At 74.5% G+C, this 13776-nt stretch carries 14 protein-coding genes and 1 tRNA gene; 3 read left to right on the forward strand and 12 right to left on the reverse strand.

From position 1 onward, the window contains the following. Positions 1-58 precede the first annotated feature (58 nt). Positions 59-143, reverse strand: a tRNA-Leu gene (locus tag AB0E83_RS33030). 312 nt (positions 144-455) lie between these two features. Further along, positions 456-2015 (reverse strand): NCS1 family nucleobase:cation symporter-1, encoded by a 1560-nt coding sequence (locus AB0E83_RS33035; protein ID WP_362120106.1) that lies wholly within the window; start codon positions 2013-2015, stop codon positions 456-458. A 280-nt stretch (positions 2016-2295) separates the two neighbouring features. Here AB0E83_RS33035 and AB0E83_RS33040 point away from each other — a divergent pair, with 280 nt between their 5' ends. Further along, on the forward strand, positions 2296-2628 hold the full coding sequence (locus AB0E83_RS33040) for a DUF3140 domain-containing protein (protein ID WP_362120107.1): 333 nt from the start codon (positions 2296-2298) through the stop codon (positions 2626-2628). A gap of 73 nt (positions 2629-2701) precedes the next feature. On the opposite strand, the gene AB0E83_RS33045 is transcribed toward AB0E83_RS33040, so the two are convergent. The 7 genes from AB0E83_RS33045 to AB0E83_RS33075 all read right to left on the reverse strand — a co-directional run bounded on the left by AB0E83_RS33045 (position 2702) and on the right by AB0E83_RS33075 (position 9738). Then, positions 2702-3718: a TIGR03842 family LLM class F420-dependent oxidoreductase gene (locus AB0E83_RS33045; protein WP_362120109.1), complete on the reverse strand. Its 1017-nt coding sequence runs from the start codon at positions 3716-3718 to the stop codon at positions 2702-2704. An 11-nt stretch (positions 3719-3729) separates the two neighbouring features. After that, positions 3730-5133, reverse strand: coding sequence for a dihydropyrimidinase (gene hydA / locus AB0E83_RS33050; RefSeq protein WP_362120111.1), 1404 nt, complete (start codon positions 5131-5133; stop codon positions 3730-3732). 19 nt (positions 5134-5152) lie between these two features. Then, positions 5153-6433, reverse strand: coding sequence for an aspartate aminotransferase family protein (locus tag AB0E83_RS33055; RefSeq protein ID WP_362120113.1), 1281 nt, complete (start codon positions 6431-6433; stop codon positions 5153-5155). After that, a complete protein-coding gene (locus tag AB0E83_RS33060) occupies positions 6430-7269 on the reverse strand; it encodes a nitrilase-related carbon-nitrogen hydrolase (RefSeq protein ID WP_362120115.1) in 840 nt (279 codons plus the stop codon). The genes AB0E83_RS33055 and AB0E83_RS33060 overlap by 4 nt, the downstream gene beginning before the upstream one ends. A 281-nt stretch (positions 7270-7550) precedes the next feature. Next, positions 7551-8801 (reverse strand): UL36 very large tegument protein, encoded by a 1251-nt coding sequence (locus AB0E83_RS33065; protein WP_362120117.1) that lies wholly within the window; start codon positions 8799-8801, stop codon positions 7551-7553. Positions 8802-8937: 136 nt separating this feature from the next. After that, positions 8938-9318, reverse strand: coding sequence for a PPOX class F420-dependent oxidoreductase (locus tag AB0E83_RS33070; protein ID WP_362120119.1), 381 nt, complete (start codon positions 9316-9318; stop codon positions 8938-8940). Positions 9319-9348: 30 nt separating this feature from the next. Continuing rightward, positions 9349-9738 (reverse strand): helix-turn-helix domain-containing protein, encoded by a 390-nt coding sequence (locus AB0E83_RS33075; RefSeq protein ID WP_362120121.1) that lies wholly within the window; start codon positions 9736-9738, stop codon positions 9349-9351. Between the two features lie 61 nt (positions 9739-9799). Here AB0E83_RS33075 and AB0E83_RS33080 point away from each other — a divergent pair, with 61 nt between their 5' ends. Beyond that, on the forward strand, positions 9800-10471 hold the full coding sequence (locus AB0E83_RS33080) for an NAD(P)H-binding protein (RefSeq protein WP_362120123.1): 672 nt from the start codon (positions 9800-9802) through the stop codon (positions 10469-10471). A 31-nt stretch (positions 10472-10502) separates the two neighbouring features. Here the strand turns inward: AB0E83_RS33080 and AB0E83_RS33085 are convergent, their stop codons facing one another. Together AB0E83_RS33085 and AB0E83_RS33090 are read right to left on the reverse strand one after the other, a co-directional pair. After that, a complete protein-coding gene (locus AB0E83_RS33085) occupies positions 10503-10802 on the reverse strand; it encodes a hypothetical protein (RefSeq protein ID WP_362120125.1) in 300 nt (99 codons plus the stop codon). A 121-nt stretch (positions 10803-10923) separates the two neighbouring features. After that, a complete protein-coding gene (locus tag AB0E83_RS33090) occupies positions 10924-11175 on the reverse strand; it encodes a helix-turn-helix transcriptional regulator (RefSeq protein WP_362120127.1) in 252 nt (83 codons plus the stop codon). 52 nt (positions 11176-11227) lie between these two features. Here AB0E83_RS33090 and map point away from each other — a divergent pair, with 52 nt between their 5' ends. Beyond that, positions 11228-11995: a type I methionyl aminopeptidase gene (map, locus tag AB0E83_RS33095; protein WP_362120129.1), complete on the forward strand. Its 768-nt coding sequence runs from the start codon at positions 11228-11230 to the stop codon at positions 11993-11995. Between the two features lie 50 nt (positions 11996-12045). Here the strand turns inward: map and ggt are convergent, their stop codons facing one another. Next, positions 12046-13731 carry a gamma-glutamyltransferase gene (gene ggt / locus AB0E83_RS33100; RefSeq protein ID WP_362120131.1) on the reverse strand — a complete coding sequence of 562 codons (1686 nt, stop codon included), beginning with the start codon at positions 13729-13731 and terminating at the stop codon, positions 12046-12048. Positions 13732-13776: the final 45 nt, after the last annotated feature.

Consider the following 13776-nt stretch of genomic DNA (forward strand, 5'->3'; position numbering starts at 1 on the left):
ACCGACGTCAAGGACCTCCTCGCCGCCGACCGCACCCCCACCTGGGAGTCGTCGATCGTGTCCGAGGGGGGACTTGAACCCCCACGCCCGATAAAGGGCACTAGCACCTCAAGCTAGCGCGTCTGCCATTCCGCCACCCGGACAAGGTGTTGGCCGCCGCTGGTTTCCCTCGCGGCGACGAACATCAATCTACCAGGTGTTCGAGGTGCTTCTCACCCGCGTTTCCGGTGGTCAGGGGCGGGCGGGAGGAAATGGACGTCGTGGCGGTCCCGCTCGGGCAGGAGGACCTCGAAGGGGTCCGGGCCGGACCGGATCCGGCCGAGCGCGCGGAAGCGGCCGAACCGGTCGACGCCGGGGCCCCTCCGAGGTCGTCGCCGCCGGCGAGCAGCACGAGCGCCCCGCCGGGGCCGCGGCTCCGGGAGTCGCCGCGGGCCCTGCGGCCGGTGTCCTGAGCGTCACGCGCGCGGGGCGGCGGTGCGGCGGGCGGCCCTCATGAGCGCCGTGTACAGGAGCAGGGAGGCGGCGAGGCCGACGGCCCAGCCGTAGTCGGCGAGGGGCTTGAGGAAGGGGATCAGGCCGTCCTGCGGGAACGGGCCCGCGCCGGGGGCCGAGTGGGAGCCGCCGACGGCCAGGACGCCGCCCGCCGCGAAGGCGAGGACGGCCGCCGGGTTCCAGCCGCGCCGGTACCAGTAGGGGCCGTCGGCCCGGTAGAGCCCTTCGAGGTCGAGGACCGTGCGGCGGACGAGCCAGTAGTCGGCGATGAGGATCCCGGCGACGGTGCCGAGGAGGCCGCCGACGAGTCCGAGCCAGGTGAAGATGTACAGCTCGGGGGTGGAGGTGAGCTTCCACGGCATGATGACGACGCCGACGACGCCGGTGATCAGCGCGCCCCTGCGGAAGTCGACGCGCTTCGGGGCGAGGTTGGCGAGGTCGTACGCGGGTGAGACCACGTTCGCCGCGATGTTCACGGACAGGGTCGCCACCAGCACGGTGACCAGGGCGAAGAGGAGCCCGAAGACGTTGTCGGTCTTGGCGGCGAGCGCCACCGGGTCCCAGAGCGGCGCCCCGTACACCGCCTGCGAGCCGGAGGTGACGAGCACCGAGAGCAGCGCGAAGAGCGTCATGGTGGTGGGCAGCCCGAGGGTCTGGCCCAGGACTTGGGCGCGCTGGCCGGCGCCGAAGCGGGTGAAGTCGGGGATGTTGAGGCTGAGGGTCGCCCAGAAGGCGATCATGCCCATCAGGGACGGGAAGAAGACGGGCCAGAAGTCGGCGCCCCAGCCGAGCTCCGAGGGCTGGTCGAGCAGCGGGCCGAAGCCGCCCGCCTTCACCGCGATCCAGACGAGCAGGACGAGCGCGCCGACGATGACGAAGGGGGCCGCCCAGTTCTCGAAGCGGCGCAGGGCCTCCATCCCCCGGTGGATGATGGCCAGTTCGAGGGCCCAGAAGAGGACGAAGCAGAGCCAGAGCGTCCAGGGCTGGCCGCCGATCCGGCTCGCCTCGGCCCAGCCGCCGAAGATCTTGCCGAGCAGGACGAAGACGCCCTGGCCGCCGATCCAGGTCTGGATGCCGAACCAGGCGCAGGCGACGCCGGCGCGGATCAGCGCGGGCAGGTTGGCGCCGCGCAGCCCGAAGGAGGCGCGGGCGAGGACCGGGAAGGGGATGCCGTACTTGGGTCCGGCGTGCCCGGTGAGCAGCATCGGGAGGAGGACGATCAGGTTGGCGAGGGCGATGGTGAGGACGGCCTGCTTCCAGTCCATGCCGAGGGCGACGAGACCGGAGGCGAGCATCCAGGAGGGGATGTTGTGGGCCATGCCGACCCAGAGGGCGGCGAAGTTGTACGTGGTCCAGTGGCGCTCGGCGACGGGGACGGGGAGGAGGTCGTCGTTGACGAAGCGGGGGTCGGCGGGGGCCGTGCCGGGTGGGAGCCCGACCCGGCCGTCGGCGGTGGCGGTGGCGGTGGCGGTGGCGGTGGCGTCCGTGGAGGCGGGTCTCCCTGAGGGGGCGGTCGCGGTCATGGCGAACCCTTCGTCCGGGGATGGAACGGGACGGCCGTGCGGGGCGTGGGGGGTTCGGCGGAGGAGCACCGGGGGTGGAGGGCGGAGGGGGCGGTCGGGGGCTTGTGTCCCCTGAGGCTTCCCGCCGGAGCCGGCGGGAACCGTTCGGCTCCGGACGGTGACGTCCGGGGCGTACGAGGGCGTACGGAGGGGTACCGCCGCATCGGCGGCCCGGAAGTGGGCGGCGGCGGAGGGAGAGGGCCGCCGGGCGGCGGCCCGGCCCCGGAGGAGGCGGTGTGCCATGGCAGCGGCAGTGTCGGAGGAGCTGTGGAACGAGTTCCACGCCGTGGTCGACATGACGTCGCGCGAGCTGGAGGACTGGCTGCGCACCTCGGCGGCCGGCGAGGAGACCGAGGAGCCGCCGCCGCACGCCGGGAACGTCACGGGCCGGCAGGTCCTGGCCGTCCTCGGCAAGCGCCCCGGCGACCTGACGGACTCGGACGCGCGGGTGATGCGCCAGGTGGTCGAGGTCGTCCACGCCCGGCGCGGCCCGGAGCCGCGCGCCACGGCGGGTGACGCCCGGTGGCGGCACGCGATGATGAACCTCGGCCACGACCCCCTGAAGCCCGCCTGACGGGCAACGAGGTGAACGCCTGGCGGCCGTCCGCGCGGCCGATCCGGGCGGGCCGGGAGCGGGGGCCCGCGCGCTAGGGGGTCAGCGCGGGGATGACGTCGGAGCCGTAGGCGTCGATGGTGCCCTCGCGGTGGTCGTGCATGGCGTAGACGGCGAACTGGTCGACGCCGAGGTCCTTCAGCCGGCGGAGCTTGTCGACGTGGGCCTCGGCGGGGCCGAGGAGGCAGAAGCGGTCGACGATCTCGTCGGGGACGAAGGCGGTGTCGGGGTTGTCGGCGCGGCCGTGGTGGGAGTAGTCGTAGCCCTGCCGGTCCTTGATGTACGCCGTCAGCTCCTCCGGCACCATCGAGGAGTGCTCGCCGTACTTGGCGACCAGGTCGGCGACGTGGTTGCCGACCATGCCGCCGAACCAGCGGCACTGGTCGCGGGCGTGGGCCAGGGCCCCGGGCGAGTCGTCGGCCGTGACGTACGCGGGGGCGGCGACGCAGATCGTGAGCGCGTCGGGGTCGCGGCCGGCCTCCCGGGCCGCCTCGCGGACCGCCTTGACCATCCACTCCGTGAGGAAGGGGTCGGCGAGCTGGAGGATGAAGCCGTCGGCCTTCCGCCCGGCCAGGGCGAGGGCCTTCGGCCCGTACGCCGCCATCCACACCGGGAGCTTGCCGTTCTTGACCCAGGGGATGCGGACCGGGTTGCCGTCGACCTCCGCCTCCCGTCCCTCCGCCAGGTCGCGGATGACCTCGATGGCCTCGCCCAGGCGGGCCAGGGTGTTGGGCCTGCGGCCGGCGACGCGCATGGCGGAGTCGCCGCGGCCGATGCCGCAGACGGTCCGGTTGCCGAACATGTCGTTGAGGGTGGCGAAGGTGGAGGCCGTCACCTCCCAGGTGCGCGTGCCCGGGTTGGTCACCATGGGGCCGACGCGGAGCTTGGTGGTGTGTTCGAGGATCTGGCTGTAGATGACGAAGGGCTCCTGCCAGAGCACGGCGGAGTCGAAGGTCCAGCCGTAGCGGAAGCCGTTGCGCTCCGCCCGGCGCATCAGACCGACGACCTGCGAGGCGGGCGGGTCGGTCTGCAGGACGAGTCCGAAGTCCAAGGGTCGGCCTCCTAGTTCAGGTACTGGCAGAGGGAGCGGGGGACGAAGGCGCCGTGTCCGGCGCGGCCGACGTACGTGCGCCGGTCGATGACGACCGTGCCGCGCGAGAGGACGGTCTCGACCTGGCCGGTCACCGTCCTCCCCTCGTACGCCGAGTAGTCGACGTTCATGTGGTGGGTCTCGGCGGACAGCGTCTGGGTGGTGTGCGGGTCGTAGATGACGAGGTCCGCGTCGGCGCCGGGGGCGATGGTGCCCTTCTGCGGGTAGAGGCCGAACATCCGCGCCGGGGTGGCGCAGGCGATCTCGATCCAGCGGCGGCGGCTGATGTGTCCGTCGACGACGGCCTGGTGGAGGAGGTCCATGCGGTTCTCCACGCCCGGCAGGCCGTTGGGGATCTTCGAGAAGTCGCCCCGGCCCAGCTCCTTCTGGCCCGTGAAGCAGAACGGGCAGTGGTCGGTGGAGACCACCTGGAGGTCGTTCGTCCGCAGCCCCCGCCAGAGCGCCGCCTGGTGCTCCTTCGGCCGCAGCGGCGTCGAGCACACGTACTTGGCGCCCTCGAAGTCCGGCTCCGCCAGGTTGTCCGTCGACAGGAAGAGGTACTGCGGGCAGGTCTCCCCGAAGACCGGCAGACCCATGTCGCGCGCCGCCGCCAGCTCCGCCACCGCCTCCTGCGCCGACACGTGCACCACGTACAGCGGGGAACCGGCCACCCGGGCGAGCTGGATCGCCCGGTGGGTCGCCTCCGCCTCAAGCAGCGCCTTGCGGACCTCCCCGTGGAAGCGGGGATCGGTCTCGCCCCGGGCCAGGGCCTGCTCGACGAGGACGTCGATCGCGATGCCGTTCTCCGCGTGCATCATGATCAGCCCGCCGGTGCCGGCCGCGACCTGCATGGCCCGCAGGATCTGCCCGTCGTCCGAGTAGAAGACGCCGGGATAGGCCATGAAGAGCTTGAAGGAGCTGATGCCCTCCTGGACGAGCAGCGGCATCTCCCGCAGGGTGGCGGGGGTGACGTCCGACATGATCATGTGGAAGGCGTAGTCGATCGCGCAGTTGCCGTCGGCCTTGGCGTACCAGGCGTCGAGGCCCTCGCGGAGGGTGTGGCCGACGGACTGGACGGCGAAGTCGACGATGGTGGTCGTGCCGCCCCAGGCGGCGGCGCGGGTGCCGGTCTCGAAGGTGTCGGAGGCGAAGGTGCCGCCGAAGGGCAGTTCCATGTGGGTGTGGGCGTCGACGCCGCCCGGGATGACGTAGCGGTCGGTGGCGTCGAGGACGCGGTCGGCGGTCCAGCCGGCCGCCGCGTCGGAGCCGTGGGCGGCGAGCGCGGCGACGCGGCCGTCCTCGACGAGGACGTCGGCGTGGAGTTCGTCGGAGGCGGTGACGACGAGGCCGCCCCGGATGAGGGTTCGGGTGCTCACGGGACTTGTCTCCTGCCGACTAGAGGGAGCGGAGGGCCTGTTCGAGGATCGCGGCGCCCTCCTCGGCCTCGGCGACGGTCACCGAGAGCGGCGGGGCGACGCGCAGCGCGCTGGTGTCGTGGCCGCCGCCCTTGCCGATGAGGAGGCCGTTCTCGCGGGCCTTCTCCAGGACGGCGGAGGCCGCTTCGGGGGCGGCCGCGCCGGTGACGGGGTCGGCGAGCTCGACGCCGATCATGAGGCCCCGGCCGCGGACCTCGCGGACGAGGTCGACGCCGGCCGCGGCGGCCCGCAGCCGCTCGATGAGCAGGCCGCCGACGCGGCGGGCGTTGCCCTGGAGGTCGTGGTCGAGGAGATGGGTGAGGTTGGCGAGTCCCGCGGCCATGGTGACGGGCGAACCGCCGAAGGTGGAGAGGGAGTTGGCGTCGAGACAGTTCATGATCTCGGCGCGGGCGACGACGCCGCCGACGGACATGCCGTTGCCGATGCCCTTGGCGAAGGTGAGCATGTCGGGCGGTCCGGCCTGGCCGTGCGCCTGCCAGCCCCAGAAGTGGTCGCCGGTGCGGCCCCAGCCGGTCTGCACCTCGTCGGAGATCCAGAGGACGCCGTGCCGGTCGAGGACGCGGCGGAAGGCGGCGTAGAGGCCGTCGGGCGGGGAGGTGAACCCGCCGACGCCCTGGACGGGTTCGGCGATGAGGGCGGCGACCCGGTGGGTGTGGCCAAGGAGGTCTTCGAGGTCGGCGACGGCGGCCTCGGTGAAGCGCTCGTCGGTGAGGCCGGCGAAGGGGCCCCGGGAGCGGACCGCGCCGTGCACGTAGAGGGTCTGGAGCGGGGAGAGGGTGGTGGGCGACCAGGAGCGGTTGCCGGTGACGCCGACGGTCGAGAAGGAGCGGCCGTGGTAGCTGTTGCGCATCGCCAGGATCTGGTTCGAGCGGCGGTACGCGGTGGCGAGGAGGAGGGCCGTGTCGTTGGCCTCGGTGCCGGAGGTGGTGAAGAAGACGCGGGCGTCGGGGATGCCGGAGAGGGTGGCGATCCGCTCGGCGAGCTCCACCATCGGCCGGTTGAGGTAGAGGGTGGAGGAGTGGACGATCCGGCCGGCCTGTTCGGCGATCGCCTTGGTGACCTCGGGGAGGGCGTGGGCGGTCATGGTGGTGAGGATGCCGCCGAAGAAGTCGAGGTAGCGGCGGCCCTCGGCGTCCCAGACGTGCCGGCCCTCGCCGTGGGTGATCTCCAGCGGCTCGTCGTAGTAGAGCGCCAGCCAGTCGGGGAGGACGGCGCGGTGGCGGGCGTACAGGGAGGTCACGGGCGCACCAGCCCGTCGTACGCGTCGGGGCGCCGGTCGCGGTAGAAGGCCCACTGCTGCCGGACCTCCTCGATGACGCCGAAGTCGAGGTCGCGGACGACGAGTTCCTCCTCCTTGTCGGAGGCGACGTCGCCGACGAACCGGCCGCGCGGGTCGACGAAGTAGCTGGTGCCGTAGAAGTCGTTGTCGCCGTACTCCTCCACGCCGACGCGGTTGATGGCGGCGACGAAGTACTCGTTGGCGACGGCGGCGGCGGGCTGCTCCAGCTGCCACAGGTAGGACGAGAGGCCGCGGTGGGTGGCCGACGGGTTGTAGACCAACTGGGCTCCGTTGAGGCCGAGTTGGCGCCAGCCCTCGGGGAAGTGGCGGTCGTAGCAGATGTAGACGCCGACCTTGCCGACGGCGGTGTCGAAGACCGGCCAGCCGGCGTTCCCCGGGCGGAAGTAGTACTTCTCCCAGAACCCCTTGACCTGCGGGATGTGGTGCTTGCGGTACTTGCCGAGGTAGCGGCCGTCGGCGTCGATCACGGCCGCGGTGTTGTAGTAGAAGCCCTCGGACTCGACCTCGAAGACGGGGACGACGATCACCATGCCGGTCTCGCGGGCGAGGTCCCGCATCCGCCGCACGGTGGGGCCGTCCGGCACGGGCTCGGCCCAGCGGTAGTGCTCCGGTTCCTGGACCTGGCAGAAGTAGGGGGCGTTGAACACCTCCTGGAAGCCGATCACCTTCGCGCCCTGCCGGGCGGCCTCGCGGGCGTGCTCCTCGTGCTTGGCGATCATGGATTCGGTGTCGCCGGTCCAGGTCGCCTGGACGAGTGCGGCGCGTACGACGGTCATGAGGTGCTCCTTCGGCGCGGCGTCAGAGAGCCTCTACGCCCGTAGACACGGTGCGTAGGAAGAGAACGTAAGCCCCGTCACACCCCGGAGCAAGACCACTGCCGCGAAGCAGACGAGTCGATCATGTTTCATACCCGAGTGGTCCACGTCGGACACGTACCGACACGTACCGACTGCTCCCCGCTCGTACGCGTCCGCCGCACGGCTCCGTCCGCGCGGGCCCACCTCCACGGACCCGCCACCACGGGCCCGTTTCCACCGGTCCGGCCCGCGGCCCGCCTTCAGGCGCCGAGGACGCCGCCGACCCGCAGCGCGTGCCGCAGGGCGCGGTCGTCGGCGGGCGAGAGGGCACGGGCCGCCGCGCCGAGCCGGGGCACGAGGAGGGCCGGGTCCACGGCGGCCAGCCGGGCCGCCTCCTCGGCGGTGCGGACCCGGAGGAAGGAGGCGAGCAGCGCCCCCACCTCGCGGTCGCGGCCCTCCGCGGCCAGCGCGGCGACGGCGCCGGCCAGCTCCTCCACGGGCCGGGCCAGGCCCTGGCGCAGCAGTTGCTCGCAGTCGTCGCCGCGGCCCGCGTCGGCGAGCGCCCCGGCGACGGCGGCCAGCCGGGCGGAGGGCAGCGAGGCGGCCTCCCAGAGCAGGGTGTCCCAGTCGGCGCCGAGCCCGGCGCGGTGGAGCTCCCGGGCGAGCGCGGGCAGCCGGGCGGGCGGCCCGCCGAGCGCCTCGCACAGCAGCACGTGCGCCTCGCCGGTACGGCCCTGGGCGCGCAGCCGCTGGAGGGCGTGGACGGCGTTGGCGGCCCGGGCGGCCTCCTCGGGCCCGTCCTGGGCGGCGGGCGCGGCGGGTCCCTCCGGGGCGGCGGTACGCGCGGCGGCGCGACCCCGGAAGCGGGCGCCGCGCGGCTCCGCCCCGCCGGCCGGGAGACCGGGCACAGCGGCGGGCGCGGGCTCCTCGGCGCCGCCGGCCCAGGCGTACCGGGCGCCGCGGGGACGCCGCCGCTCCGGCACGGGCGCGGTCTCCCCGGCCGGGCCGGCGGCCCCGTCCGGCGCGGGCGCGCGCAGCCGGTCGAGGCGGTCGGTGAGGTCGACGAGCCGGGCGGTGGCGCGGGCGTGGTCGTCGCGGGTCCAGGCGAGGTCGTGCTCCAGCCGGGCCGTCTCCCCGGGGCCCGGGGCCGGGTGGGAGCCGAGCCGCCACTCCAGTTCCCCGATCCGGGTCGCGGCGTGGCGGCGTTCGCGCTCCATCAGCTCGCGGCGCTCGGCCAGCGCCTCGCCGCCGCCGGGCCGCCGGTCGTGGGCGCGGGCGGCGGCCTCGTACAGCTCCCGTCCCCGCTCCGGGGCCTCCCCCGCGTCCTGGAGCAGGGACTCGACGATGTCCCAGGGCAGGATCTCGGCGCCGTCGAGACAGGCGCGCAGGCCGTCGGGGTCCCGTTCGGCGAAGACGGCCCACCAGCCGCCGGCCGTCCCGGCGCGGGCGGCGAGGCCGCCCAGCCAGTGGGTGAACTCCACCATCTCCGACGGAAGATGAGTGTCCGTCATCTGTTCGCACCTGCCCCGCGGTCGAAGGGAACCTTCCGGTCCGCCGCAGGGCATTGCACCGCACGCGTGTTACGGGACGGCTACGGACCGTTTTCCTTTCCGTGCCCCGGGGACCACGTTCACCTCCGGGGAGGGGTCAGAGGGTGACGACGATGCCGGCGTGCGGGCGCTTGCCGAGGCGGACGATCGTGGCCGGCAGGTCGATCAGCCAGAACTGGTAGGTGTACTTGCGGGAGAGCAGCCTGCGGATGCCGCGCAGCTCCTCCTCCGTGGCGATCCGGGCGGTGCCGGAGACCCGGGCGGCGCCCTCGGCGACGTTGCCGCGCACGTCGCAGAGGGCCAGCTCGACCGCGGGGTCGGCGCGGAGCCGCTTGACCTTCCAGGAGTCTGCGCGGGTCCACACGTACACCCGCCCGTCGTCGACGGCGTACCAGACGGGGGTGGCGACCCCGGTCCCGTTCTTCCGGAAGGTGGTGAGGCTGAGGTAGCGGCCGCGGCGCAGCTCTTCGGGCGTCATGGCCGACGAGCCTACGCGGGGGCGGGTCCGTCAGGCGGGCCGGTGGTGGTGCCGGGCGTCGGCGATCTCGGCGCCGTGGGCGCGGGCCCAGGCGCAGGCGGTGTCGAGGGGGTCGAGGAGCGAGCGGCCGAGCGGGGTGAGGGCGTACTCGACCCGGGGCGGGCTCTCGTCGTGGACGGTCCGGGTGAGGAAGCCGTCGCGCTCCATGGCGCGGAGGGTCTCGGTGAGCACCTTGGGGGTGATCCAGTGCAGGGGGACGCGGAGTTCGGTGAAACGCCGGGGCGTCCCGTCCTCCAGGCAGCGCAGCACCATCGCCGTCCACTTGCCGCCGACGCGGATGGGCTGGACGGCACTCCCGTCGCAGTCGGGGTCGCGGAAGAGGGAGGGGCTCAGCGGCTGGGGGGACGGCTGTTCGATCACAGAGCCGACGCTAGCCCAGTACCGTTGAAGTAACCAGGGAGGCCCGTTCTACCGTCCGGCCATGGACAACGACAGCAGCAACAGCGGTGGTAAGCGCGTGGTCGTCTTCGGGGCCGGCGGGCGGGTCGGCCGGGCGGCCGTGGCGGAGGCGGTGGCCCGGGGCCACCGGGTGACCGCGGTGGTCCGCGACCCCGCCGCGCACCACGACCTGGAGGGGGCGGGCGTCGCGCTCGTCCGCGGGGACGCGACGGACGCGGCCGCGGTGGCGGCGCTCGCGGCGGGCCACGACGCGGCGGTGCACGCGGCGGTCCGGCTCGACCTGCCCTCGGTGGAGTTCTTCACGGCCGCGGCGCGGGCGCTGATCGCCGGGCTCGCCGAGGCGGGGGTCGGGCGGCTGCTCGCCCTGGGCATCGTCGCGACCCTGGAGACCGCGCCCGGGACGCGGATGATGGACGCGCCCGGCTTCCCCGAGGAGTACCGGGCCTTCGCGCAGGGGCACGTGGCCGAGTTCGAGCTGCTGACGGCGGAGGCCGGGGCCGGGCTCGACTGGCTGATGGTCGTCCCGCCGGCGGAGCTGGACGCGGAGGCGGAGCGGACGGGCGGGTACCGGACGGCGGTGGGCGCGGTGATCGACGGCGGGGGCCGCATCGCCCACGCCGATCTGGCGCTCGCCCTCCTGGACGAGATCGAGGCGCCCCGCCACAGCCGGGTCCAGCTCGCGGTCGCGGCCTGACGCGGCCGGGCCCCCGGCCCCGGCCGGGGGCTCAGTCCCGCTCGCCGAGCCGGCCGAGCCCTCTGGCCAGCTCCTCCTGGTTCATCACCGGCGAGTAGTGGACCTTGGCACCGAGCCTCATGAAGAACGGCTCGGAGAGGAACGGCAGGTCGGAGCTCTCGGCCAGGTCGAAGAAGAAGTAGCCGGTGCGGCAGCCGTTCTCGACGGTGAAGTAGGCGGCCTCGGGACGGATGCGCCCGAGCGCCTCCTGCATGAGCCCCTGGACGGCGCCCTGCCGGATGAGCTCGTTGGAGGTCGTGGTGTCCATCTCGACCTTCAGGAGCATGCGCATGGCACGACCCCCTTCCCGGCCGGGCGGAGGCTCCGCGCGGGGCCCTCGGGCCACCCGGACGTCCTCACCTCCAGCCTCCTCCCCCGCCTCCGCGGGGGCCACCCGGCGGCGGGCGCCCGCCTCAGGCGGGCAGCAGCGCGCAGCGGACGAGCAGCTCGTCCAGCGACAGGTCGAGGACGCCGGCGAGGGCCGCGACCGTGAAGAAGGCCGGGGTGGGGGCGCGACCGGTCTCGATCTTGCGGAGGGTCTCGGCCGACAGGCCGGCCGCCGCCGCGATCTCGACCATCGAGCGCTCGCCGCGGGCCTCGCGCAGCAACCGCCCGAGCCGCTCGCCGCGCTCGCGCTCTTCGGGGGTGAGGGGGGTGCGCACCATGGCGCCCACTCTACCCGCCCGACCCCATTTCTATACCGGTATAGTAATGGGAATGGTGGAGATCAAGACCGAAGAGAACCTGACGGCGATGCGCGAGGCGGGCCGCGTGGTGGCCCGCGCCCTGGCGGCGGCACGGGAGCTGGCGGCGCCCGGCGTGCCGGTCGCCGCCCTGGACCGGGCGGCGCGGGAGGTGCTGGCCGCGGCGGGCGCCGACTCGCCCTTCCTGGGCTACCGCCCGGACTGGGCGCCGGTGCCCTTCCCCGGCGTCCTCTGCGTGTCCGTCAACGACGCGATCGTGCACGGCGTCCCGGACGGCACGGTCCTGCGGGACGGCGACCTGGTCTCCGTGGACTGCGGGGCCCGGCTGGCCGGCTGGGTCGGGGACGCGGCGGTGAGCTTCACCGTCGGCCGCGCCCGCCCCGAGGACACCCGGCTGATCGGCGCCGCCGAGGAGGCCCTGGCGGCCGGCATCGCGGCGGCGGTCGTCGGCAACCGGATCGGGGACATCGCGCACGCGGTGGGCACGGTCTGCCGCGGGGCCGGGTACGGCATCCCGGACGGCTTCGGCGGACACGGTGTCGGCCGCGCCATGCACGAGGGCCCCGACGTGCCCAACGAGGGGCGGCCGGGGCGCGGGATGAAGCTGCGGCCCGGCATGGTCCTGGCGATCGAGCCGATGCTCGTCGGAGGCGGCGGCGACGGCCACTACACGGCCCGGGACGGCTGGACGGTCCGCACCCTCGACGGCTCCCGCGCCGCCCACGCCGAGCACACGGTCGCCGTCACGGCCGCGGGTCCCCGGATCCTGACCGCCCTCTGACGGCGCCTCCCGCCGGCGGGGCGGCCGGGGCCCCGGCCGGCGGGCACGGCTCACCGGCCGGGGCGGACCACCATCGCCGAACCGCCGCCCCGGCGGACGGTCTCGGCGGCGGCGAGCCAGCGTCCGCCGGGGAGCCGCTGGACGCCGGTGGCCGCGCCGATCTCCGGGTTCTGCCGGAAGACGTGCCCGAGGGCTTCGAGCTCGGCGCGCAACGGGCTGTTCCAGAGCGCCGGTTCGAGGTCCGTGGCCGCCTGGTTGCGCTGGCTGGCGCGGGGGGCGGCGATGGCGTCGACGAGCGGCAGGCCCCGGTCGAGGAAGCCGGTGAGGGTCTGCAGGACGGTGGTGACGATGGTGGCGCCGCCCGGCGAGCCGAGGGCGAGGACCGGCCGGTCGTGGCGGTCCAGGACGATCGTCGGGGAGATGGAGGACCGGGGGCGCTTGCCGGGGCCCGGCAGGTTGGGGTCGTGGACGGCGGGGTTCGCCGGGGCGAAGGAGAAGTCGGTCAGCTCGTTGTTGAGCAGGAAGCCGCGGCCGGGCACGGTGATGCCGCTGCCGCCGGTGGACTCGATGGTGAGGGTGTAGGCGACGACGTTCCCCCACCGGTCGGCGACCGTGAGGTGGGTGGTGTTCTCGCCCTCGTACGTCGTCGGGGCCGCTGTCCCGCCGCTCGCGCAGTCCCGCGGGTCGCGCGGGTCGCCGGGCGCGAGGGGACTGGTGAGGACGGCGTCGTCGCGGATCAGGCAGGCCCGGGAGTCGGCGTACCGCTGGGAGAGGAGGCCCCGGACGGGCACGGGCTCGAAGGCGGGGTCGCCGACCCAGCGGCCCCGGTCGGCGAAGGCGATCCGGCTCGCCTCGATGAAGCGGTGGAGGTACCGGGCGGGCGGGACGGAGGACAGGTCGCCGGTCTCCAGGATGTTGAGGGCCTCGCCGACGGTCGTGCCGCCGGAGGACGACGGAGCCATGCCGTAGACGTCGAGGCCCCGGTAGGAGACCTTGGTGGGCGCGCGCCGGACCGTGCGGTAGGCGGCGAGGTCCCGTTCGGTGAGGTCGCCGGGGCGGACGGTCCGGCCGGAGCCCGCGCGGACCGGCGGGGTGCGGACGGTGTCCACGATGTCGCGGGCGAGCGGCCCCCGGTAGAGGGCGTCGGTGCCCCGCTTCCCGAGGAGGGCGTACGTGCGCGCCAGGTCGGGGTTCTTCACGACGGAGCCGACCTCGGGCAGCCGCCCGCCGGGCAGGAAGAGCGCGGCGGAGGCCGGGAAGTCGCGGAAGCGGGCCTCGTTGGCGGCGGTCTGGGCGCGGTAGGTGGCGTCCACGGTGAAGCCCTCGCGGGCGAGCCGCTCGGCGGGGGCGAGGAGGGTGCTCAGCGGTTTGCTGCCCCAGGCGTCGAGGGCGGTCTTCCAGGTGGCGGGGGTGCCGGGGGCGCCGACGGAGCGCCCGCTGGTCATCGCCTCCTCGAAGGGGATCGGCGCGCCGTTCTCCAGGAAGAGGCCGGCGCCGGCGGAGGCGGGGGCCGTCTCCCGGCCGTCGACGGTGTGGACGGTACGGCTGCGGGCGTCGTAGTGGACGAAGTAGCCGCCCCCGCCGATGCCGGCCGAGTAGGGCTCGGTGACGCCGAGGGCGGCGGCGACGGCGACGGCCGCGTCGACCGCGTTGCCGCCCTGCCGCAGGACCTCGACGCCGGCGGCGCTGGCGTCGGCGTCGACGCTGGCGACGGCGCCGCCGTACCCCACGGCCACGGGCACCTTCTCCGGCGCGGCCGGCCGGGCCTGTGCGACCGGCGC

It is taken from the genome of Streptomyces sp. NPDC035033, assembly GCF_040636735.1.
In the GTDB taxonomy this organism is placed as follows: Bacteria; Actinomycetota; Actinomycetes; order Streptomycetales; family Streptomycetaceae; genus Streptomyces.